This window comes from Pseudomonas sp. LF020, assembly GCF_053456425.1.
The window spans coordinates 113,817-135,279 of record NZ_JBRFIX010000001.1 but is presented as its reverse complement, the minus strand read 5'-3'; the positions used below and the strand labels follow the sequence as shown (position 1 = coordinate 135,279).

Sequence of the window (21,463 nt, the reverse complement as noted above, 5' to 3'; positions counted from 1 at the left end):
GGAGCTTGCTCCCGCTGGACTGCGCAGCAGGCCCCTCCTCGAAAGCGAGGGGTCGCTGCGCAACCCGGCGGGAGCAAGCTCCCTCGCCACAGATGGTTCCGTGTTTGTGCAACTACTCTTATAAGTCTCACCCCAACCGACAGCCCATCATGATCGCGAGCCGTACCCCACCTCTGGCGGGCAAGACCGGACGCCCCGAATTGCTGCTGATCTGCGGCAGTTCGCTGACCGTGATCGCGATTCTGTGCATCGTCACTTTTCTGCTGATTCGTGAGCACGCCAACGCTCAGGAATCGGCCACCCGCAGCGCCACCACCATCGCCCAGTTGATCGACGCCGACGTCCTGCGCACGGTCGAGTTGTATGACCTGACCCTGCAAGGCCTGATCGCCGCCGCCCAGCGCGACGACTTGCGCGACGTCACCCCGCAGATCCGCCATCTGGCGCTGTTCGACCGCTCCACTACTGCGCGCTTCAAGGGCGACATCCTGCTGCTCGACAAGCACGGCGATGTGGTCGCCGACTCGTCGCGGGTCGAACCCAAGCCGGGCAATTTCGCCGACCGCGATTACTTTCTCGCCCATGCCTTCAACCGCGATATCGGCATGTTTATCAGCCGCCCGTTCAAGACCCGCTGCGATTGCGACGACGCCAATCAATGGCGTATCAGCTTCAGTCGGCGGATCTCCTCCAACACCGGTGAGTTCGCAGGCGTGGCGGTGGCGTCGATGAAGCTCGACTACTTCGATCAACTGTTCAACAGCCTCGACATCGGCAAGGACAGCACGCTGAACATCATCAACAGCGACGGCGTGCTGCTGGCGCAGAAGCCTTATCTGCAAAGCGACTCCATCGGCAAGAGTTTCGGCAACCGGCCCAACGTGGTGCGGATTCTCGGCGACAAGGATGGTAGCGGCAGTTTCACCAGCACCTCGAGCATGGATCATCAGCAACGGCTCTACACCTATTCGCGGGTCGGCAATCTGCCGTTGACGGTGATGGTCGCGCTCTCCAGTGATGAGGTGTTCGGCACCTGGCGCCGCACCGCGCTGTTGATCAGCGGCGCCACCGGCGTGCTCTGCGCCGGACTGCTGTGGCTGACCTGGCTGCTCGCCCGCGAATTGCGTTTGCGCCAGCGCGCCGAACGCGAATTGGCGCAACTGGCCGCCACCGATGCGCTGACCGGCGTGGCCAACCGGCGGATGCTCGATCAGGCGCTGCGCCACGAATGGTTCCGCGCCCAGCGCTCGGGCAAGCCGCTGTCGGTGATGATGATCGATGCCGATCACTTCAAGGCGTTCAACGACCGTCATGGGCATCAGGCCGGTGATCAGGCGCTGCGCGAACTGGCCAAGGTGATCACGGCGAACGTACGACGACCTGGGGATCTGGTCGCCCGTTACGGCGGTGAAGAGTTTTCGGTGATCCTCGCCGAAACCGACAGCAGCGGCGCCGCACAGATTGCCGAGCATATCCGCCAGGCGGTCGAGCAAATGCCGAGGGTCGAGGGCGCGGACGTGGCGATGACCGTCAGTATCGGCATCAGCACCTGGACGGCAACGGTCGAGATGTCGCTTGAGCAACTGCTGTTTGCGGCGGACAAGGCGTTGTATCAGGCCAAAGAAGGGGGGCGCAATCGGGTGGTGGTGGCGGCCTGAAACCTCGAGGTGCTGGCACTGGCCCAATCGCTGGCAAGCCAGCTCCCACATGGGTATGTGGGGTGCTGCAGATTTGAGATCAACAAAGAACTTGTGGGAGCTGGCTTGCCAGCGATTGGGCCAGCCCAGGCAACACAAAAACCGCAGGCATAAAAAAAGGCCATCCGGGGATGGCCTTCAAAAAACTAGAGAGGTTTTTTACTTACACCGCCGCAACCGGGCGCATGTAAGAGATCGGTGCAGTGCTGGCGTCTTCGAACGTCACGACTTCCCACGCATCTGTCTGCTCAATCAACTTGCGCAGCAGCTGGTTGTTCAGTGCATGACCGGACTTGAAGCCTTTGAACTCACCAATCAGGCTGTTACCCAGCAGGTACAGGTCGCCAATCGCATCGAGGATCTTGTGCTTCACGAATTCGTCTTCGTAGCGAAGGCCGTCTTCGTTCAGTACACCATCGGAATCCACCACGATCGCGTTTTCAACGCTGCCGCCGAGTGCGAGGTTGTGCTTGCGCAGGTACTCGATGTCACTCATGAAACCGAAAGTACGGGCGCGGCTGACTTCTTTTACGAACGAAGTGCTGGAAAAATCCACGCTTGCACTTTGGGTGCGGTCCCGGAAAACCGGGTGATCGAAATCGATCTCGAAGCTCACCTTGAACCCTTCGAAAGGGACGAAAGTGGCGCGCTTGTCGCCGTCTTCCACTGTCACTTCACGCAGGATGCGGATGAATTTCTTGGCGGCGTCCTGCTCTTCCAGGCCAGCCGATTGAATCAGGAATACGAACGGTCCAGCGCTGCCATCCATGATCGGGACTTCGGACGCGGAGAGCTCGACGTAGGCGTTATCGATGCCCAGGCCAGCCATGGCCGAGAGCAAGTGCTCTACCGTGTCCACTTTGACGTCGCCGTTGATCAGCGTCGTCGACATAGTGGTTTCACCGACGTTTTCCGCGCGGGCAGGGATCTGCACCACAGGGTCGAGGTCAGCGCGACAAAACACAATGCCAGTGTCGACAGGCGCAGGCTTGAGGGTCAGGTAGACCTTCTCCCCGGAATGCAGGCCTACACCTGTGGCACGGATAATATTTTTCAGTGTGCGTTGTTTAATCATGGCTTGGGCCGCTTCAGCGCAAATTGCGAACTGGTATCAACAAAGGCTGGCGATAATAGCAGACCGAGCCTTTGCTGAACACCAATCACCGTCATAGCCCTGATACATTCCATCAATCGGCCTGACGACGCAGGAATGCCGGGATGTCCAGGTAATCCAGATCGTCCTGCGGGTTCATCTTCGCGGCAGTCGCAGCACCGGCCTGAGCCTGGTTGCGCATGACGGTCGGACGGTCCAGGTCACGGTAGTTCACCGCCGGAGCTTCCTGACGCGCAGGAGCCGGTTGTTGCACCTGAGCGGAAGCCATGGAGGTGTGAACGGTGTTGTCGATGACCTTCACAGGCTTCTCGATTTTCGCGCCCAGACCGGTGGCAACCACGGTGACGTGCAGTTCGTCGCGCATGTCCGGATCGATAACGGTACCGACCTTGACCATTGCGTGCTCGGAAGCGAAGGCTTCGATGATGCTACCCACGTCGGAGTACTCACCCAGGGACAGGTCGGGACCTGCGGTGATGTTCACCAGGATGCCGCGTGCGCCTTGCAGGTTCACGTCTTCCAGCAGCGGGTTGCGGATGGCCGCTTCGGTCGCTTCACGTGCACGGTTCGGACCGCTGGCGCAGCCAGTGCCCATCATCGCCATGCCCATTTCGCTCATCACGGTACGCACGTCGGCGAAGTCGACGTTGATCATGCCCGGACGCTTGATGATGTCGGAGATACCGCGAACGGCACCGGCCAGTACGTCGTCAGCCTTGGCGAAAGCCGACAGCAGGCTCGCGTCTTTACCGAGGATGGTCAGCAGTTTCTCGTTAGGGATGGTGATCAACGAGTCGACGCTTTCGGAGAGCATGCGGATGCCTTCGTCGGCGATCTGCATACGCTTGCGGCCTTCGAACGGGAACGGACGGGTCACGACCGCAACGGTCAGGATGCCCATTTCCTTGGCCACTTCGGCGATGATCGGTGCAGCACCGGTACCGGTACCGCCGCCCATGCCAGTGGTGATGAACACCATGTTGGTGCCCTGCAGGACTTCGGCAATGCGCTCACGGTCTTCGAGAGCGGCCTGACGACCTACTTCAGGGTTGGCGCCAGCGCCCAGACCTTTGGTCACGCCGGTGCCCAGTTGCAGGATGGTGCGCGCGCCGATGTTTTTCAGCGCTTGAGCATCAGTGTTGGCGCAGATGAATTCGACGCCTTCGATGTTGCTCTTGACCATGTGGTTGACAGCGTTGCCGCCGCCACCGCCAACACCGATAACTTTGATTACCGGGCTTGCGGGGATGTTGTCTACGAGTTCGAACATTTTCCCTCTCCTTACATTCTCTAGTTTTTTCGCCTACTGCATTTTTGTTGCGGTGTTGCGGTAAAGCGTTAGAAGTTGCCTTGAACCCACTTCTTCAATCGGTCCAGCAACGGCGCCTGTGGCTCATCGTTGCTGTAGCTGTCGCGGCTGCCGATGCCCGAGAACGAGATCCCGTCGGACTGCTTCTGCAGGCCGTACATCAACAAGCCCACGCCAGTGGAATAAATCGGGTTACGCACCACGTCATCCAGGCCCTTCACGCCATGCGGCACGCCCAGGCGCACCGGCATGTGGAAGATTTCTTCAGCCAGTTCGGTGGCACCTTCCATCTTCGACGTACCGCCGGTCAGGACGATGCCCGCCGGGATCAGGTCTTCGTAGCCGCTGCGACGCAGCTCGGCCTGAATCAGGGTGAACAGCTCGTCGTAACGCGGCTCGACCACTTCGGCCAGGGCCTGACGCGACAGTTCGCGCGGTGGACGGTCGCCAACGCTCGGCACCTTGATGGTTTCGCCGGCACCGGCCAGTTTGGCCAGGGCGCAGGCGTAGCGGATCTTGATCTCTTCGGCGTACTGGGTCGGGGTGCGCAACGCCATGGCGATGTCGTTGGTCACCTGATCACCGGCAATCGGGATCACCGCAGTGTGGCGGATCGCGCCTTCGGTGAAGATCGCAATGTCGGTGGTGCCGCCGCCGATGTCGACCAGGCACACGCCCAGCTCTTTTTCGTCGTCGGTCAGTACCGAGTAGGCCGAGGCCAGTTGCTCGAGAATGATGTCGTCGATTTCCAGACCGCAGCGACGCACGCATTTTTCAATGTTCTGTGCAGCGTTGACGGCGCAGGTGACCACGTGAACCTTGGCTTCCAGACGCACGCCGGACATGCCCAGAGGCTCGCGGACGCCTTCCTGGTTATCGATCACGTAATCCTGCGGCAGGGTGTGCAGCACGCGCTGGTCAGCCGGGATCGCCACGGCCTGGGCGGCGTCGAGTACGCGCTCCAGGTCAGCCGAGCTCACTTCGCGGTCACGAATCGCCACGATGCCGTGGGAGTTCAGGCTGCGGATGTGATTGCCGGCCACGCCGACGAACGCCGAGTGAATGCGGCAGCCCGCCATCAGTTGGGCTTCTTCGATCGCGCGCTGGATCGATTGCACGGTGGATTCGATGTTCACCACCACGCCCTTCTTCAGGCCGCGGGACGGGTGAGTACCGATACCGACGATTTCCAGCGTGCCGTCGTCCGCGACCTCGCCTACCAGCGCCACCACCTTGGAGGTGCCGATATCCAGACCGACGATCATTTTGCCGCTTTGCACGTTTGCCATGGGTCCTGCCTCTTCTTAATTCTTTGCGACAGCGGGTTTGTCTGTCGTCGGCGCTACAGGTTCCCGCCAGCCAACGGCGAGGCCGTTGGCGTAGCGCAGATCGATGCGCGCAATGTTCGTAATCTGGTCTTTAAGCGTCTTGTCATAGATGGCAATGAAGCGGCGCATCTTTTCCACCAGGTTGCCGCGTCCCAGCAGCAACTCGATGCCGGGGCCGGAGCTGCCGGCACCGGTGGTCAGGAACCAGCTGCCACGTTCACGCAGTTCCAGGCGCGCGATCGAGAAGCCCAGCGGCCGGAGCATCTGGCTCAGCACCTGATACTGCTGCATCACTTGCTGCTGGGCCCGTTGTGGGCCGAACAGCTGTGGCAGGTGTTCGTAGTTCGCCAACTCCTTTGGCGTGAAGGCCTGACCCTGGTTGTTGAGCAGCGACTCGTCGCCCCAACGGGCCACGGGCAGTTGCTCTTCGAGGCGGATCACCACCTGATCCGGCCACACCCGGCGTACTTCGGCGTGGGCGATCCAGGGCATCTGCTCAAGTTCGGTACGCATGCTGGCCAGATCAATGGTGAAGAAGCTCGACGCCACGTACGGGGCGATTCGCTGCTGCACCGCTTGCTGACTGATGTAGCTCAGGTCGCCCTGCACGGCGATCTTGGTGATCGGCCGGTCGGCGTACGGCAGCAAACGCTGCGCGCCTTCGTAGGTGCCGAACCCGAGCGCCACCAGCAGCACCGGCCAGAACAGGCTTTTCAGAAAGCCGAAATTGGCTTTCGGCAGGCGCGCGGACATCGGCTCTTTGGCCACCATTCGGCTGGCACCCCGCGGCACCGGCTTGCGGCCGGGTGCGGGTGGCTGATGTCTGAGATGAGCGCCTTGCATGGTCTTAACCTCGCGCCTCTGTATGACCGGAACCTTCAACACTGGCGGCCAGAATGGCCAGAACCAGTTGCTGGAAGTCCAGACCGGCAGCACGGGCCGCCATCGGCACCAGACTGTGATCGGTCATGCCCGGTGCGGTGTTCACTTCGAGGAACCAGAACTGCCCGTCGGCGTCCTGCATCACGTCTGCCCTGCCCCAACCGGCAATCCCCAGCGCCTCACAGGCCTTGGCCGTGAGATCCATGAGTTCCTGCTCCTTGGCGGCGTCCAGCCCGCACGGAATGCGGTACTGGGTATCGTTGGCGATGTACTTGGCGTCGTAGTCGTAGAACGTGTGCGGTGTACCCAGGGCGATAGGAGGCAACACCTGGTCACGCAGGGTGGCGATGGTGAACTCCGGACCTTGAATCCATTGTTCAACCAAGACTTGCGAATCGTAGGTACTGGCCGCTTTCCATGCGTCGATCAACTCGGACGCAGAACTCACTTTGGCCATCCCGATACTTGAACCTTCATGCGCCGGTTTGACGATCAAAGGGAAGCCCAGTTCCGTCGCCGCGGAAATACAATCGGCTTCGCTGCACAGCACGGCGTGACGCGGCGTCGGAATCCCGAGGCTGTGCCAGACCTGCTTGGTGCGCAGTTTGTCCATCGCCAGTGCCGAGGCAAGGATGCCGCTGCCGGTGTACGGAATGCCGGCGCATTCGAGCAGGCCCTGCATCGAGCCGTCTTCACCGCCACGACCGTGGAGAATGATGAACGCGCGGTCGATCTTTTCATTCAGCAGACGCTGCAGAAAATCCTCGCCGACGTCGATCCCGAACGCGTCCACGCCCGCGCTTTGCAGCGCGTCGAGCACGGCGTTACCGGATTTCAGCGAAACCTCACGCTCGGCACTCATGCCACCGAACAGCACGGCGACCCGGCCGAAGTCTTTCGGCGCGATGGTGGAGAACAGGTTGGCGTAGGCAGCAGTCATTTCAACTTCCCCTCGACCGACGCCGCCACGGCGCCAGCGAACAATTCACTTTTCAACAGCTTCGGCGCGAGACCGCCGATATCCCCGGCGCCCTGGCACAACAGGATGTCGCCGGCACGCAGCAGCGGCTTGACCAGCGGTGCGAGGTCGACACCACGCTCGATGTAGATCGGGTCGAGCTGACCGCGCTGACGAATGCTGTTGCACAGCTTGCGGCTGTCCGCGCCCGGGATCGGCTCTTCGCCGGCCGGATAGACTTCCATCAGCAACAGCACGTTGGCGTCGGCCAGTACATTGACGAAATCGTCGTACAGGTCACGGGTGCGGCTGTAACGGTGCGGCTGGTAGACCATCACCAGACGGCGCTCCGGCCAGCCACCGCGCACGGCTTTGATCACGGCGGCGACTTCGGTCGGGTGGTGACCGTAGTCGTCGACCAGCATCACGTTGCCGCCGTCCACCGGCAGCTCGCCGTAGACCTGGAAGCGTCGGCCAACGCCCTGGAACCCGGACAGGCCCTGAACGATGGCTTCGTCGCTGACACCTTCGTCGCTGGCGATGCAGATGGTCGCCAACGAGTTGAGCACGTTGTGGTTGCCCGGCATGTTCACGGACACGTCCAGCGGCTCGCGATCCGGGCGCAGCACGGTGAAGAAAGTCTGCATGCCTTGCTGACGCACATTGATCGCGCGCACGTCGGCGTCTTCGCTGAAGCCGTAGGTCACGGTCGGACGTTTGACCAGCGGCAGGATTTCACGCACCACCGGATCGTCCAGGCACATCACCGCCAAACCGTAGAACGGCAGGTTGTGCAGGAACTCGACGAAAGTTTTCTTCAGTTTGTTGAAGTCACCGTCGTAGGTCGCCATGTGGTCGGCGTCGATGTTGGTGACCACGGCCACCAGCGGTTGCAGGTGCAGGAAACTGGCGTCGCTTTCGTCGGCTTCGGCGATCAGGTAGCGGCTGGTGCCGAGCTGGGCATTGGTTCCCGCCGCATTCAGACGACCACCGATGACGAAGGTCGGGTCCAGGCCACCGGCGGCGAACACCGAAGCGATCAGGCTGGTGGTGGTGGTTTTGCCGTGAGTACCGGCAACGGCGATGCCGTGGCGATAGCGCATCAGCTCGGCGAGCATTTCGGCACGCGGCACCACCGGGATGCGGCGCTCAAGGGCGGTCGCCACTTCCGGGTTAGAGGTGTTGACGGCGCTGGAGACCACCAGCACGTCGGCGGTCGCAGCGTTCTCGGCGCGGTGGCCGATATAGATGTGCGCGCCGAACGATTCCAGACGCTCGGTCACCGGCGAAGCTTTCAGGTCGGAACCGGACACTTCATAGCCCAGGTTCAACAACACTTCGGCAATCCCGCACATGCCCACGCCGCCGATACCGACGAAGTGGATGCGACGGATGCGGCGCATTTCCGGTTGTGGCATGGCTTTCTGATTCTCAACCATGGGCCACCTCCAGGCAGGTATCGACCACGCTACGGGTGGCATCGGGTTTGGCCAGACGGCGGGCCGCTTGGGCCATTTCTTCGAGTCGTTGCGGTTGCATCAAGACCTCTGTCAGGCGCGCGGCAAGGTCCGCGGCACCAGTCGTTCTTTGTGGCATCACGAAGGCTGCGCCTTCACGGGCCAAATAATCGGCGTTGCGGGTCTGGTGATCGTCGATCGCGTGGGGCAAAGGCACCAGCATCGAGGGCAGACCAACGGCAGCCAGCTCACTGATGGTCAGCGCGCCAGCGCGGCACACCACCAGGTCAGCCCAGCCATAGGCCTGGGCCATGTCTTTGATGAACGGCTGCACCTGCGCGTCCACGCCGGCGGCGCGATAGCGCTCTGCAGTCACTTCATCGTGGTTTTTGCCGGCCTGATGAAACACTTCCGGACGCAAATCGGCAGGGACTTGCGCCAGAGCTTCAGGCAGCAACTTGTTCAACGGTTCTGCGCCCAGGCTTCCGCCGAGGATCAGCAAACGCGCTTTGCGCCCGGCCAGAGCCGGTCGCGATGTTTCGCGGAACAGCTCGCTGCGCACCGGGTTTCCGGTGGTACGGCGGGTGTCCGACAGAGTAAAGGTGTCGGGGAACGCTTCACACACCCGGGCGGCGAACGGCACCAGCAACCGATTGGCGGTGCCGGCCACGGCGTTCTGCTCGTGAACGATCACCGGCACACCAGCCAGTTTCGCGGCAATCCCGCCAGGCCCGGTCACATAACCACCGAAGCCGACCACGCAGACCGGACGCAGCTTGCGGATCACCGCCCGCGCCTGCCACACCGACTTGAGCAGCATGAACGGTGCCTTGAGCAGCGACAGCTTGCCCTTGCCACGCAACCCGGTGGCATTGATGCGGTGCAGTTCAAGACCGGCAGCCGGCACCAGTTCGTTTTCGATCCCGCGTGGCGTGCCGAGCCAGTGCACGGTGTAGCCGCGCGCCTGGAATTCGCGGGCACAGGACAGCGCCGGGAACACGTGGCCGCCGGTGCCGCCGGCCATGATCAATACGTTAGCGCCCATGGTTCGGCTCCTCGGCGAAGTCGCTCTCATGGAACTCCATCTCTTCACTGCCCAGGTGGGTCCGACTCTCCCACTCGATCCTCAGCAACAAGCCGAGGCAGGCGCAGCAGATCACCAGGGAACTGCCGCCATAACTGAGGAACGGCAGGGTCAGGCCCTTGGTCGGCAGCAGGCCGACGTTCACCCCGATGTTGATCAGGAACTGACCGATCCACAGGAACGACAGACCGTAAGCCACATAAGCAGCGAAGAACTGCTTGGCTTTTTCCGCCCACAAACCGATGTACATGCCACGGATACACACGAACACGAACAGCGCGACGGTGCACAGCGAACCGACGGCGCCGAGCTCTTCGGCCAGCACCGAGAACACGAAGTCGGTGTGCGCTTCCGGCAGGTAGAACTGTTTCTGCACGCTGTTGCCCAGGCCAACGCCCAGCCACTCACCGCGACCGAAGGCGATCAATGCCTGCGACAACTGGTAACCGGCGCCGAACTGGTCAGCCCACGGGTCGGCGAAGTTGGTCAGACGCGCCATCCGGTACGGCTGCATCTGAATCAGCAAGACCACGGCCCCGACTGCCAGCACCACCATCAGCGAGAAGCGGAACAACCCAACCCCGCCGAGGAACAGCATCGCCGCCGCAGCCCCCATCATTACCACGGTGGCACCGAAGTCCGGCTCCATGAGCAACAGGCCCGCCATCGGCAGCAGCACGATGAACGGCTTGAAGAAGCCCATCCAGCTCTCGCGCACTTCTTTCTGCCGACGTACCAGATAACCGGCGAGGTAGATCACCACGAAGACTTTGGCGATCTCCGACGGCTGAACGTTGAAGAAGCTGAAACCGATCCAGCGCATCGACCCGTTCACTTCACGGCCGATCCCGGGGACGATCACCATCACCAGCAGACCGAATGCGCCGATCAGCATCATCCAGCCAAGACGCTGCCAGGTGGCAATCGGAATCATCATGGTGATGATGCACGCGCCCAGGCCCAGCGCCACATAGATCAGGTGGCGAATCATGTAATACAGCGCGCTGCCCGACTGCGCCGCAGCCACTTCAGTGGAGGCCGAGGCGATCATGATCAGGCCCAGGCCCAGCAGCGCCAGGCAACCGGCGAGCATCGGGAAGTCGAGATCGATGCCACGGCCGGTGATGATCGGCGACGGGTACGGCTTGATGATATTGCGCAGGCTCATGCCAGATCCTCCACGGCGCGGACGAACTGGTGACCACGGTCTTCGTAATTCTTGAACATGTCGAAACTGGCGCAGGCCGGCGACAGCAGCACCACGTCACCGGGTTGGGCGACCGCGCGGCATTGCGCAACGGCGTCGACCAGCGAGGTCGCGCGAATCAGTGGCACGGCGTCACCGATGGCGGCGCCGATCTTGTCGGAGTCGCGGCCCATCAGGATCACGGCGCGGCAGTTGGCCGCCACCGGATCACGCAGATCCTTGAACTCGGCGCCCTTGCCGTCGCCACCGGCGATCAGCACGACCTTGCCGTCGATGTCCGCACCCAAGCCTTCGATGGCGGCCAATGCGGCGCCAACGTTGGTGGCTTTGGAATCGTTGTAGTAACCCACGCCGTCGAGATCACGCAGCCACTGGCAGCGGTGTTCGAGACCGGTGAAGTTACGCAGGGCATCGAGCATGGCGTCGAACGGCAGGCCGACCGCATGACCGAGCGCCAGCGCCGCGAGGGCGTTGGCCTGGTTATGCGCGCCGCGCACTTTCAGTTCGCGCACCGGCATCAGGTTCTGGAATTCGAAGGCCAGGTATTTCTCGCCGTCTTCTTCGCGCAGGCCGAAAGCCTTGAAATCCGGTTTGTTCAGGCCGAAGGTCCAGCACGGCTGGCCCTCGCCGATCAGCGGACGGCTGAGTGCGTCCTGACGGTTGACCACAAACTGCTTCGCGCCACGGAAGATCCGGTGCTTGGCCAGGTGATACGCCGGCAGGCCACTGTAGCGGTCCATGTGGTCTTCGCTGATGTTCAGCACGGTGGCCACTTCGGCGTTGAGCTGGTCGGTGGTTTCCAGCTGGAAGCTCGACAGCTCCATCACGTACAGCTCGACGTCATCGCTGAGCAACTCCAGCGCTGGCGTACCGAGGTTGCCGCCCACCGCCACGCGCTTGCCGGCCGCAGCCGCCATCTCGCCGACCAGGGTGGTGACGGTGCTTTTCGCGTTGGAACCGGTAATGGCCACGATCGGCGCCCGCGCGTTACGCGCGAACAGCTCGATGTCGCCGGCCATTTTCACGCCACGGGCGGCAGCGGCTTGCAGGGCCGGGGTCGCCAGCGCCAGGCCGGGGCTCACGTAAAGCTCGTCGGCACGGCACAGGAATTCGACGTCCAGCTCGCCACAACGCACTTCCACGTGCGGATAGTCACGCTTGAGCGTGGCCAGTTCCGGTGGATTGTCCCGCGTATCGGCGACGGCAAACGACACGCCCCGGTTCGCCAGGAAGCGAACCAGGGACATGCCGCTCTTGCCGAGGCCGACAACGATGCGGAAGTGGTCAGAAGCGATCAGAGACACTCGTTCTACCTCAGCTTCAGGGTGGCAAGGCCGATCAGCACGAGAATCACGGTGATGATCCAGAAACGGACGATCACGCGTGGCTCGGGCCAGCCCTTGAGTTCAAAGTGATGATGAATCGGTGCCATGCGGAACACGCGGCGACCGGTCATTTTGAAAGAAGCAACCTGGATGACCACCGACAGGGTTTCCATCACGAACACGCCGCCCATGATGAACAGGACGATTTCCTGACGGACGATCACGGCGATGGTGCCCAGTGCCGCGCCGAGTGCCAGAGCACCGACGTCGCCCATGAACACCTGCGCCGGGTAGGTGTTGAACCAGAGGAATCCGAGGCCGGCACCGATCAGTGCGCCGCAGAATACGATCAGTTCGCCCGCGCCCGGCACGTAAGGAATCAGCAGGTATTCGGCGAATTTCACGTTACCCGACAGGTAGCAGAAAATCCCCAGACCGCCGCCGACCATCACGGTAGGCATGATCGCCAGACCGTCGAGGCCGTCAGTCAGGTTGACCGCGTTGCTCGAGCCGACGATCACGAAGTAGGTCAGCACGATGAAACCGGCGCCCAGCGGAATGCTGTAGTCCTTGAGCATCGGCAGGATCAGGGTGGTTTCCACCGGCGTGGTCGCGGTCATATAAAGGAAGATCGCCGCGCCCAGACCGAACACCGACTGCCAGAAATACTTCCAGCGGCTTGGCAAGCCACGGGAGTTCTTCTCGATCACCTTGCGGTAGTCGTCGACCCAGCCGATGGCGCCGAACAGCAGGGTCACCAGCAGCACGACCCACACGTAGCGGTTGCTGAGGTCAGCCCACAGCAGGGTGCTGACACCGATGGAAGACAGAATCAGTGCGCCACCCATGGTCGGCGTACCCGACTTGGACAGGTGCGATTGCGGGCCGTCGTTACGAACGGACTGGCCGATCTGACGGTTCTGCAGGGTGCGGATCATCCACGGGCCATAGCACAGCGACAAAACCAGCGCGGTCAGCACACCGAGGATCCCGCGCAGGGTCAGGTACTGGAAGACCGCGAAGCCTTTGTAGAACTGTTGCAGATACTCCGCTAGCAGCAGCAGCATTAATGTTTCTCCAGACTGGACCCGCACAGAGCCGCAACGATGTTTTCCATCGCTGCACTGCGCGAACCCTTGATCAAAATGGTGGTGTTTGTGTCCTGCTCGGCGTCGAGGGCCTGGATCAGTTCGGCTTGCGTGCCGAAGTGATGCGCCTCTTTACCGAATGCGTTCACGGCGTGGACCATGTTCGGCCCGACCGCGTAAAGCGCGGAAACCTTGCCCCGGGCGTATTCGCCCACGTCGCGGTGCCCCTGCTCCGCCCAGTCGCCCAACTCGCCGATATCTCCGAGCACCAGGACGGTGCGGCCGGAAAAGCCGGCGAGTATATCAACGGCAGCGCACATGGAGGTGGGGTTTGCGTTGTAAGTGTCATCGATCACGCGCATACCGTTTTTCGCCAGTTGCGCGACGGTGCGACCCTTGACCGGTTGCACGGCACCAAGCCCGGTGGCGATGCCGAACAGCGACACGCCCAAGGCGTGAGCGGCAGCGGCAGCGGCCATGGCGTTGGCGACGTTGTGGGTGCCGAGCAGGTTCAACTGAACGTGCTCCACACCTTCAGGTGTATGCAGGTTGAAAGCCGGGCAACCCCGGGTATCGGTGCTCAGGTCGCTGGCGTGGAAATCTGCCTGAGGATTGTTCAGGGAGAAGGTCAGCACCTTACGTGCGCCGGCGCGGAGCTTCCAGATGCCAAAGGCCTTGTCATCGAGGTTGAGCACGGCGACGCCATCCGCCGCCAGCCCGTCAATGATTTCACCTTTGGCCTCGACGATTTTTTCCGGCCCGCCGAATTCGCCAACATGAGCAGTACCGGCGTTGTTGAGGATCGCCACATGCGGCTTGGTCAGCCCGACGGTGTAGGCGATTTCACCCAGACGCGAAGCGCCCAGTTCGATCACGGCGGCGGTGTGTTCCAGCGCCAGTTCGAGCAGGGTCAGCGGTGCGCCGAGGTCGTTGTTCAGATTGCCGCGCGTCGCCAGCACCGGGCCGCGGGTACGCAGAATGCTCGCGAGCATTTCCTTGACCGTGGTCTTGCCGCTGGAGCCGGTGATGGCCGCAACGGGCTGGGTGAACGCTGCCCGGTTCAACGCACCCAACTGGCCGAGGGCCTGGCGGGTGTCCTTGACCAGCAGCTGCGGCAGGGTGCTATCGGGCACTTCGCGCTCGACCAGTGCCGCGACCGCGCCTTTGCCGGCGACGTCGTTCAGATAGTCGTGACCATCGAAGCGCGGGCCAGTCAGGGCAATAAACAGTTGGCCAGCGGTGATCGCGCGGCTGTCGATGCTGACACCGTCGAAACTGGCATCGGTGCTGATCAGACGTGCGTCGAGCACGTTGGTCAGCTCGCTCAATGTCAGGGCCTTAAGCATGGGCCACCTCCCACGCGGTGAGGGCATGATCGGCCTCGACCAGATCGGAAAAAGCGTGCCGCTCGCCGTTGATTTCCTGATAGTCCTCGTGACCTTTACCGGCCAGCACGATCACGTCATCCGCCGAAGCATCGGCAATCAGTTGGGCGATCGCCTGACCACGGCCCGCGACGAAAGTAACTTTATCCACAGCGGTGAACCCGGCGCGGATGTCGTCGAAAATCTGTGTCGGATCTTCCGTACGCGGGTTGTCATCGGTGACCAGTACGCGATCAGCCAGACGCTCGACCACTTCGGCCATCAGCGGACGCTTGCCGCGGTCACGATCACCGCCACAGCCGAACAGGCACAGCAACTGGCCTTTGACGTGTGGGCGCAATGCAGTCAGAACTTTTTCCAGCGCATCCGGGGTGTGGGCGTAATCGACCACCACCAGCGGCTGAGTGCCGCCACCCAGACGCTGCATGCGTCCGGCCGGGCCTTCGAGTTTCGGCAGCACCTTGAGAATTTCGTCGAGGGCATAGTCCAGACCGAGCAAGGCACCGACCGCGGCCAATACGTTGCTCAGGTTGAAACGGCCCAGCAGCGTGCTGCGCAGGTGATGTTCGCCCTGCGGCGTGACCAGCGTGGCGCGTACACCGTGGTCATCGAACTGCGCTTCACGGCAGAACAGATAAGCACTGCTGTCGAGCAGGCTGTAGGTGATCAGCCGCGACTCGCGTTTTTCAGCGGCCAGTTGCCGACCGAAATCGTCGTCGAGGTTGACCACGCGGCACTTCAGATCATTCCAGGCGAACAGCTTGGCCTTGGCCTCGGCGTACGCCTGCATGGTGCCGTGATAATCCAGATGATCGCGGGACAGGTTGGTCATCACCGCGACGTCGAACGCCAATGCAGTGACCCGGCCCTGATCCAGACCGTGTGACGACACTTCCATGGCCACGGCTTTGGCCCCGGCCTTTTTCAGGTCGCCCAGAGTCGCTTGCACGGCGATCGGGTTCGGCGTGGTATGCAGACCGCTTTCCAGCGCGCCATGGAAGCCGGAACCCAGCGTGCCGACAATGCCGCAGTGCTGACCGAGCAGATCGAGTGCCTGCGCGACCAGTTGGGTCACGCTGGTCTTGCCGTTGGTGCCAGTGACGCCAATCAGGTTCAGGTGATGGCTCGGCTCGCCATAAAAGCGCCCGGCAATATCGGACAGCTGCGCCGCCAGGCCTTTGACCGGAATCAACGGCACTTCAGTGATCGGCAGCACGGTGGCGCCTTCCACTTCATAGGCAACCGCCGCCGCGCCGCGCTGCAAGGCATCGGCGATGTGCGCACGGCCATCGAACTTGCCGCCCGGCACGGCGAGGAACAGGTCACCCGCGCGTACGTTGCGGCTGTCCAGCGCCAATTCACGGATCAGCAGATCGTGGCCGGCGTGGGGGAATATCTTGTTCAGACTTAATGACATCAGCCGCGCCCTCCATTGGCTTTCAGCGGAACGACCGGGGTGGCGTTGGCCTGTTGGGTGGTCGGCAGGTTGTCCGGGGTCACGTTCATCAGACGCAGGGTGCCGGACATCACACGGCTGAACACCGGCGCCGACACCAGACCACCGAAGTAACCGGCCTTGGACGGTTCATCGATCACCACCACGATGGCGTAACGCGGATCGCTCATCGGGCCGAAACCGGCGAACAGCGAACGGTAGGAGTTTTCGGCGTAGCCCTTGGTGCCCACCGACGTTTTACGTGCAGTACCCGACTTGCCGGCCACGTGATACGCCGGCACCTGCGCACGGAACACGCCGCGCGGTGCTTCGATCACTTGCTGCAGCATGCCTTGCATGGTTTTCGCGACGGCTTCCGGCAGCACTTGAGTGGTCTGCGGCGGCTTGTCGGTTTTGATCAGGGTCAGCGGCGCGAGACGACCGTTGTTGGCCAGCGCCGAGAAGGCGTGAACCAGCTGGATCGCGGTCACGGAAATACCGTAGCCGTAAGACAGCGTCGCGGTTTCCGCCTTGCGCCAGTCGCGGTAGTTCGGCAGGTTGCCGACACGCTCGCCCGGGAAGCCGAGACCGGTGTCCTGGCCGAGGCCGACTTTCTGTGCGAGACGGTAAATGGTCTCGCCACCGATATCGAACGCGACCTTGCTCATGCCGACGTTACTGGAATTGATCAGGATGCCGGTCATGTCCAGCACCGGGCCTTCGGTCTTGGAAACGTCCTTGATCGTGTACTTGCCGATCTGCAGGGACCCCGGATACACCTCGACGGTGTCGCTCGGCTTCCAGCGGCCGGACTCGATGGCGGCGCTCATCGAGATCGCTTTCATGGTCGAACCCGGTTCGAACACGTCGATCATCGCGCGGTTACGCATCATCGCCGGTTGCAGGTTGCGACGGTTGTTCGGGTTGTAGGTCGGCTGGTTGACCATGGCGAGGATCTCGCCGGTCTTCACGTCCATGATCACCAGGCTGCCGGCCTTGGCGCCGTTCTCGATGATCGCGTTGCGCAGCTCGCGGTTGGCCAGGTATTGCAGGCGCAGGTCAATCGACAACGCCAAGGGCTTGCCGGCCTTGGCGTTCTTGGTGACCTGGACATCCTTGATCAGCCGACCGCGCCGATCCTTGATGACCTGCCGCTTGCCCGGCACCCCGGCCAGCCACTCGTCGTAGGCCAGTTCGACGCCTTCGCGCCCGTGATCGTCAATGTCGGTAAAGCCGACCATGTGCGCGGTGACTTCACCAGCCGGATAGAAGCGGCGGAATTCTTCGATGCCGTAAACGCCCGGCACTTTCAGGTCAAGCACAGCCTGGCCCTGCTCGGGGGTCAGCCCGCGCACCAGGTAAATGAATTCTTTGTTGGCCTGGGCTTCGAGACGTTCGGCCAGGGCTTTCGGATCCTGCCCCAGCGCAGCGGCCAGCGCAGGCCACTTCTCTTTGGCGGTCTGCATTTCCTTGGCGTTGGCCCACAGGGTGGTCACCGGGGTACTCACGGCCAACGGCTCGCCGTTACGGTCGGTGATCAGACCACGGTGCGCAGGAATCGGAATATGACGCAAGCTGCGCGCGTCGCCCTGCCCCTTGAGGAAGTCACGATCAACCACTTGCAGGTCAATGATGCGCCAGCAGATCGCCGCGACCATCACGCCGAGCAGGGCCACCATCAGGCGGAAGCGCCACGGGAAAAGTGCGCCTTCGAGTTTCATCATGGCGCCACCATCTTCACGTCAGCCGCGCCAGGGATGTGCATTTTCAGTTGTTCGGTGGCCAGCACTTCGATGCGGCTGTGCGCAGTCCAGGTGCTTTGCTCGAGAATCAGGCGCCCCCACTCGGCCTGCGCCTTGTCGCGCACGCTGAGTTCGTTATAAAGATTGTTGAGCAACTGCCGGTTCCAGTGCGCGCTGTAAGACACGCCGATGGCCGACACGAGCACGCCGATAAACAGCAGCAGCATGATAAAGCTGCCGCCTGGCAGGGGCTTGGCGAAAAGCTTGCTCACCGCAACTTCTCCGCGACACGCATGACAGCGCTACGGGAACGTGGGTTGGCTTTGAGTTCGGCGTCGGAGGCCGTCTGCGCTTTGCCGTGAATTTTGATTTTCGGTTCGAACGCCACGTGGCGCACGGGCAGGTTGCGCGGCAGGTTGTCGGCTTCGCCTTTCACCAGCTTGCGCATGAACAGTTTGACGATGCGGTCTTCCAGCGAGTGGAAGCTGATGACCACCAGACGGCCACCGATTTCCAGAGCATCCAGCGCGGCTTCGAGGCCGGCTTCCAGATCGCCCAGTTCGTTGTTGACGTGAATGCGCAACCCCTGGAACGCACGGGTCGCCGGGTTCTTGCCCTTCTCCCACGCCGGGTTGGCGACTTTCAAGACTTCGGCCAGATCAGCGGTGCGCTCGAACGGCTTGATGTCGCGGCGCTCGGCCACGGCACGGGCCATGCGCCCGGAGAAACGTTCTTCGCCGTATTCCTTGAACACCCGGGCGATTTCTTCCACCGGTGCGGTGTTGACGAATTCGGCGGCGCTGATGCCACGAGACGGATCCATGCGCATGTCCAGCGGGCCGTCATTGAGGAAACTGAAGCCGCGCTCGGCGTCATCCAGCTGCGGCGACGACACACCGAGGTCGAGCAGGATACCGCTGACCTTGCCGCTCAGACCTTGCTCGGCAACCACCGAACCCAGCTCGGCAAAGCTGCGCTGCACAACGACAAAGCGGCCGTCTTCGGCCGCTAGCGTTTGCCCGGTGGCAATCGCTTGTGGATCTTTGTCGAACCCGATGAGTCGACCGTCCGTCCCGAGCTGGCTGAGGATCAGCCGACTGTGCCCGCCGCGCCCGAACGTACCGTCCAGATAGCAGCCATCAGGACGTACGGCGAGAGCCTCGACGGCTTCGTCAAGCAGTACGGTGATGTGGTTAAAGCCGCTATCAATAGTCACAGGATCAAATCACGCAGTTCGTCAGGCATGGCGCCCGGTTGTTGAATAGCAGCAAGGTCAGCGGCAGACACCGCGTTCCATGCATCCTCGTCCCACAATTGGAACTTGTTCAGTTGGCCCACCAGCATCGCTTTCTTATCAAGCTTTGCGTATTCGCGCAGACGCGGTGGAACCAGAAAACGACCACTGCCGTCGAGTTCGAGGTCGACGGCATTACCAATCAATAAACGCTGCAGGCGACGGTTCTCTTCGCGAAGCGAAGGGAGTGCGCGCAACTTGGTTTCAATGATTTCCCACTCGTCGAGCGGGTAGACACACAGGCACGGATCAACGGCATCAATGGTCACGATCAACTGGCCGGAACTACGCGAAACGAGCTCGTCACGGTACCGGCTCGGCATGGCGAGACGGCCCTTTGCATCGAGACTGATAGCGTTAGCTCCGCGAAACACGTCAGCGTTTCTCCAATTTTTATCGTTTTGAGCTCAAAAAACCCACTTCATGCCACTTTCCGCCACTTGCGCACACTATAGGAATGCGCCCACCACACCGTCAAGGCGCGGATCAAAGGAAAACCCTTACAGAACGGAGATTTAGGAGCTTAAAAGGAGGGGTAACGACAATTTGGCGGATACTTTCGACCAATAACTTGATGCAACACGGAAAGCTGCGCTCGGAAGTTAAAGTAATTTGTTAAGAGTAAGATTTTTTCGGTATTACAAAGGCGCTTCTGCTGTTGATTGAAGCAAGGTGGGAAATGGCTATTACTGCATGTGCCGCTGCCGGACTTTAGCGCAGGCCTGCCGATAATAACCAGCCCTGATGCCATTGATTCAAGCAGGGAAAGAAAAAGGTGGAGAGTCGATCTGTAAGCCGGGTTCTGTCTTGAACAGTCATTCGTCTACGATGGCCATCACTGGACATCTTTAGCAACCTACCCGGTCCCAGCGCGGGCCACGCCTTGGGACCCTATTTGGTCTTGCTCCAAGTGGGGTTTACCTAGCCACGAACTGTTGCCAGACGTGCGGTGCGCTCTTACCGCACCTTTTCACCCTTACCGGCGCCGAAGCGCTTAGGCGGTTATTTTCTGTGGCACTTTCCGTAGGCTCACGCCTCCCAGGCATTACCTGGCACTTCGCCCTATGGAGCCCGGACTTTCCTCCCCCCTCTAATTTTCATAGAGGGCAGCGACTGTCCGATCGACTCTCCGCCGCGCAGGTTAACGGCAGAGCGCCCGAAGAACAAGCGCTAATAGCCGTGAAACCCGTCTGCGCGACGGGTTACTCGCTCTTCTGCTGATCCAGTGCAACCTGATACAGGACGTTTTTACGCTCGCCGGTGATCTGCGCGGCCAAGGCGGCAGCGCGCTTGAGCGGCATCTCTTCGAGCAACAGATTGAGCACGCGCATCGCTTCGCTGCTGACCGCATCTTCGGACTCCGGGGCAGACCAACCCGCCACCAGCACCACGCACTCGCCGCGCTGCTGATTGCTGTCGGACTCGACAAATGCACGCAGCTCGGCCAGCGGCAGGCCTTTGAGCGTCTCGAAGGTCTTGGTGATTTCCCGGGCCAGCAACGCCTGACGCTCGCCACCGAACACCGCTTCCATGTCCTGCAGGCATTCGAGAATGCGATGCGGGGCCTCGTAGAAAATCAGCGTGCGCGGCTCTTCCTTGACTGCTTCCAGGCGCGCCTTGCGCCCCACCGACTTGGCTGGCAGGAAGCCTTCGAAGATGAACCGGTCGGAGGGCAGCCCCGCCGCCGACAGCGCCGCGATCAACGCACAGGCACCCGGCACCGGCACCACATTGATCCCCGCCGCCCGTGCCTGGCGCACCAGGTGGTAACCCGGATCGGAAATCAGTGGCGTCCCGGCATCGGAAATCAGCGCAACGTTATCGCCCGCCAGCAAGCGGGTAATAAAGCGGCTACCTTCATCACGTTCGTTGTGTTCATGGCAGGCTGCCAACGGCGTGGAAATGCCGAAGTGCTGCATCAGTCGCGCCGAGTGTCGCGTGTCTTCAGCGGCGATCAACGCCACTTCGCGGAGGATTTTCAGGGCCCGGGCGCTGATGTCGTCCAGGTTGCCGATGGGCGTCGCCACCACATAAAGCGAGCCAGCAGCGGAATTCAAAGGACCTGGAGCAGTCAAAGCGCACACCTCGTGTTCGGTAAAAGCCGGCATTGTAACGCGTCACGAGGCTTGCGAACCGTATGCGCCGAGCGCGGTTTTGC

General features: G+C 61.7%; 18 protein-coding genes and 1 other RNA gene. 1 reads left to right on the top strand and 18 read right to left on the bottom strand.

Annotated elements, in window-relative coordinates:
• Positions 1–149: 149 nt before the first annotated feature.
• A complete protein-coding gene (locus tag ACU680_RS00645) occupies positions 150–1,658 on the top strand; it encodes a sensor domain-containing diguanylate cyclase (RefSeq protein WP_448178391.1) in 1,509 nt (502 codons plus the stop codon).
• A gap of 202 nt (positions 1,659–1,860) precedes the next feature.
• On the opposite strand, the gene lpxC is transcribed toward ACU680_RS00645, so the two are convergent.
• The 18 genes from lpxC to rsmI all read right to left on the bottom strand — a co-directional run bounded on the left by lpxC (position 1,861) and on the right by rsmI (position 21,413).
• Positions 1,861–2,772 (bottom strand): UDP-3-O-acyl-N-acetylglucosamine deacetylase, encoded by a 912-nt coding sequence (lpxC, locus tag ACU680_RS00640; RefSeq protein ID WP_007961638.1) that lies wholly within the window; start codon positions 2,770–2,772, stop codon positions 1,861–1,863.
• A gap of 112 nt (positions 2,773–2,884) precedes the next feature.
• Entirely contained in the window at positions 2,885–4,081 is a 1,197-nt protein-coding gene (ftsZ, locus tag ACU680_RS00635; RefSeq protein WP_047599230.1) for a cell division protein FtsZ, read from the bottom strand.
• A 68-nt stretch (positions 4,082–4,149) separates the two neighbouring features.
• A complete protein-coding gene (gene ftsA, locus ACU680_RS00630) occupies positions 4,150–5,409 on the bottom strand; it encodes a cell division protein FtsA (protein WP_003228014.1) in 1,260 nt (419 codons plus the stop codon).
• A 15-nt stretch (positions 5,410–5,424) separates the two neighbouring features.
• A complete protein-coding gene (locus ACU680_RS00625) occupies positions 5,425–6,291 on the bottom strand; it encodes a cell division protein FtsQ/DivIB (RefSeq protein WP_123587829.1) in 867 nt (288 codons plus the stop codon).
• 4 nt (positions 6,292–6,295) lie between these two features.
• Positions 6,296–7,270 (bottom strand): D-alanine--D-alanine ligase, encoded by a 975-nt coding sequence (locus ACU680_RS00620; protein WP_086791637.1) that lies wholly within the window; start codon positions 7,268–7,270, stop codon positions 6,296–6,298.
• A complete protein-coding gene (murC, locus tag ACU680_RS00615; protein WP_025109285.1) occupies positions 7,267–8,727 on the bottom strand; it encodes a UDP-N-acetylmuramate--L-alanine ligase in 1,461 nt (486 codons plus the stop codon). Before murC ends, ACU680_RS00620 begins: the two co-directional genes overlap by 4 nt.
• On the bottom strand, positions 8,720–9,790 hold the full coding sequence (murG, locus tag ACU680_RS00610; protein ID WP_367085678.1) for an undecaprenyldiphospho-muramoylpentapeptide beta-N-acetylglucosaminyltransferase: 1,071 nt from the start codon (positions 9,788–9,790) through the stop codon (positions 8,720–8,722). Before murG ends, murC begins: the two co-directional genes overlap by 8 nt.
• Positions 9,780–10,997, bottom strand: a complete 1,218-nt coding sequence (ftsW, locus tag ACU680_RS00605; protein WP_003228018.1) for a putative lipid II flippase FtsW — start codon at positions 10,995–10,997, stop codon at positions 9,780–9,782. The genes murG and ftsW overlap by 11 nt, the downstream gene beginning before the upstream one ends.
• Positions 10,994–12,340, bottom strand: a complete 1,347-nt coding sequence (gene murD, locus ACU680_RS00600) for a UDP-N-acetylmuramoyl-L-alanine--D-glutamate ligase (RefSeq protein ID WP_400764361.1) — start codon at positions 12,338–12,340, stop codon at positions 10,994–10,996. The genes ftsW and murD overlap by 4 nt, the downstream gene beginning before the upstream one ends.
• Before the next feature lie 5 nt (positions 12,341–12,345).
• Positions 12,346–13,428 carry a phospho-N-acetylmuramoyl-pentapeptide-transferase gene (gene mraY / locus ACU680_RS00595; protein ID WP_007961631.1) on the bottom strand — a complete coding sequence of 361 codons (1,083 nt, stop codon included), beginning with the start codon at positions 13,426–13,428 and terminating at the stop codon, positions 12,346–12,348.
• Positions 13,428–14,795: a UDP-N-acetylmuramoyl-tripeptide--D-alanyl-D-alanine ligase gene (locus ACU680_RS00590; RefSeq protein WP_448178390.1), complete on the bottom strand. Its 1,368-nt coding sequence runs from the start codon at positions 14,793–14,795 to the stop codon at positions 13,428–13,430. Before ACU680_RS00590 ends, mraY begins: the two co-directional genes overlap by 1 nt.
• Positions 14,788–16,251 (bottom strand): UDP-N-acetylmuramoyl-L-alanyl-D-glutamate--2,6-diaminopimelate ligase, encoded by a 1,464-nt coding sequence (locus ACU680_RS00585; protein WP_448178389.1) that lies wholly within the window; start codon positions 16,249–16,251, stop codon positions 14,788–14,790. The genes ACU680_RS00590 and ACU680_RS00585 overlap by 8 nt, the downstream gene beginning before the upstream one ends.
• The gene (locus ACU680_RS00580; RefSeq protein WP_177325714.1) at positions 16,251–17,990 is read right to left on the bottom strand and encodes a peptidoglycan D,D-transpeptidase FtsI family protein; all 1,740 of its coding nucleotides are present in this window, start codon (positions 17,988–17,990) and stop codon (positions 16,251–16,253) included. Before ACU680_RS00580 ends, ACU680_RS00585 begins: the two co-directional genes overlap by 1 nt.
• Positions 17,990–18,283, bottom strand: coding sequence for a cell division protein FtsL (gene ftsL / locus ACU680_RS00575; RefSeq protein ID WP_007961627.1), 294 nt, complete (start codon positions 18,281–18,283; stop codon positions 17,990–17,992). The genes ACU680_RS00580 and ftsL overlap by 1 nt, the downstream gene beginning before the upstream one ends.
• The gene (gene rsmH / locus ACU680_RS00570; RefSeq protein WP_007961626.1) at positions 18,280–19,227 is read right to left on the bottom strand and encodes a 16S rRNA (cytosine(1402)-N(4))-methyltransferase RsmH; all 948 of its coding nucleotides are present in this window, start codon (positions 19,225–19,227) and stop codon (positions 18,280–18,282) included. The genes ftsL and rsmH overlap by 4 nt, the downstream gene beginning before the upstream one ends.
• Positions 19,224–19,679, bottom strand: coding sequence for a division/cell wall cluster transcriptional repressor MraZ (gene mraZ / locus ACU680_RS00565; RefSeq protein ID WP_003228026.1), 456 nt, complete (start codon positions 19,677–19,679; stop codon positions 19,224–19,226). Before mraZ ends, rsmH begins: the two co-directional genes overlap by 4 nt.
• A 401-nt stretch (positions 19,680–20,080) precedes the next feature.
• An RNA gene (gene rnpB, locus ACU680_RS00560) (RNase P RNA component class A) lies at positions 20,081–20,434 on the bottom strand.
• Positions 20,435–20,507: 73 nt separating this feature from the next.
• Positions 20,508–21,413 (bottom strand): 16S rRNA (cytidine(1402)-2'-O)-methyltransferase, encoded by a 906-nt coding sequence (gene rsmI, locus ACU680_RS00555; RefSeq protein ID WP_448178388.1) that lies wholly within the window; start codon positions 21,411–21,413, stop codon positions 20,508–20,510.
• Positions 21,414–21,463 lie beyond the last annotated feature (50 nt).

Coding starts and splice junctions, on each gene's coding strand:
- ACU680_RS00620 (WP_086791637.1), bottom strand. CDS start 7,270: ATGACTGCTGCCTACGCCAACCTGTTCTCCACCATCGCGCCGAAAGAC.
- ftsW (WP_003228018.1), bottom strand. CDS start 10,997: ATGAGCCTGCGCAATATCATCAAGCCGTACCCGTCGCCGATCATCACC.
- ftsZ (WP_047599230.1), bottom strand. CDS start 4,081: ATGTTCGAACTCGTAGACAACATCCCCGCAAGCCCGGTAATCAAAGTT.
- ACU680_RS00625 (WP_123587829.1), bottom strand. CDS start 6,291: ATGCAAGGCGCTCATCTCAGACATCAGCCACCCGCACCCGGCCGCAAG.
- murG (WP_367085678.1), bottom strand. CDS start 9,790: ATGGGCGCTAACGTATTGATCATGGCCGGCGGCACCGGCGGCCACGTG.
- rsmI (WP_448178388.1), bottom strand. CDS start 21,413: ATGCCGGCTTTTACCGAACACGAGGTGTGCGCTTTGACTGCTCCAGGT.
- ACU680_RS00585 (WP_448178389.1), bottom strand. CDS start 16,251: ATGTCATTAAGTCTGAACAAGATATTCCCCCACGCCGGCCACGATCTG.
- ACU680_RS00590 (WP_448178390.1), bottom strand. CDS start 14,795: ATGCTTAAGGCCCTGACATTGAGCGAGCTGACCAACGTGCTCGACGCA.
- ACU680_RS00580 (WP_177325714.1), bottom strand. CDS start 17,990: ATGAAACTCGAAGGCGCACTTTTCCCGTGGCGCTTCCGCCTGATGGTG.
- ACU680_RS00645 (WP_448178391.1), top strand. CDS start 150: ATGATCGCGAGCCGTACCCCACCTCTGGCGGGCAAGACCGGACGCCCC.
- mraY (WP_007961631.1), bottom strand. CDS start 13,428: ATGCTGCTGCTGCTAGCGGAGTATCTGCAACAGTTCTACAAAGGCTTC.
- murC (WP_025109285.1), bottom strand. CDS start 8,727: ATGGTTGAGAATCAGAAAGCCATGCCACAACCGGAAATGCGCCGCATC.
- ftsA (WP_003228014.1), bottom strand. CDS start 5,409: ATGGCAAACGTGCAAAGCGGCAAAATGATCGTCGGTCTGGATATCGGC.
- lpxC (WP_007961638.1), bottom strand. CDS start 2,772: ATGATTAAACAACGCACACTGAAAAATATTATCCGTGCCACAGGTGTA.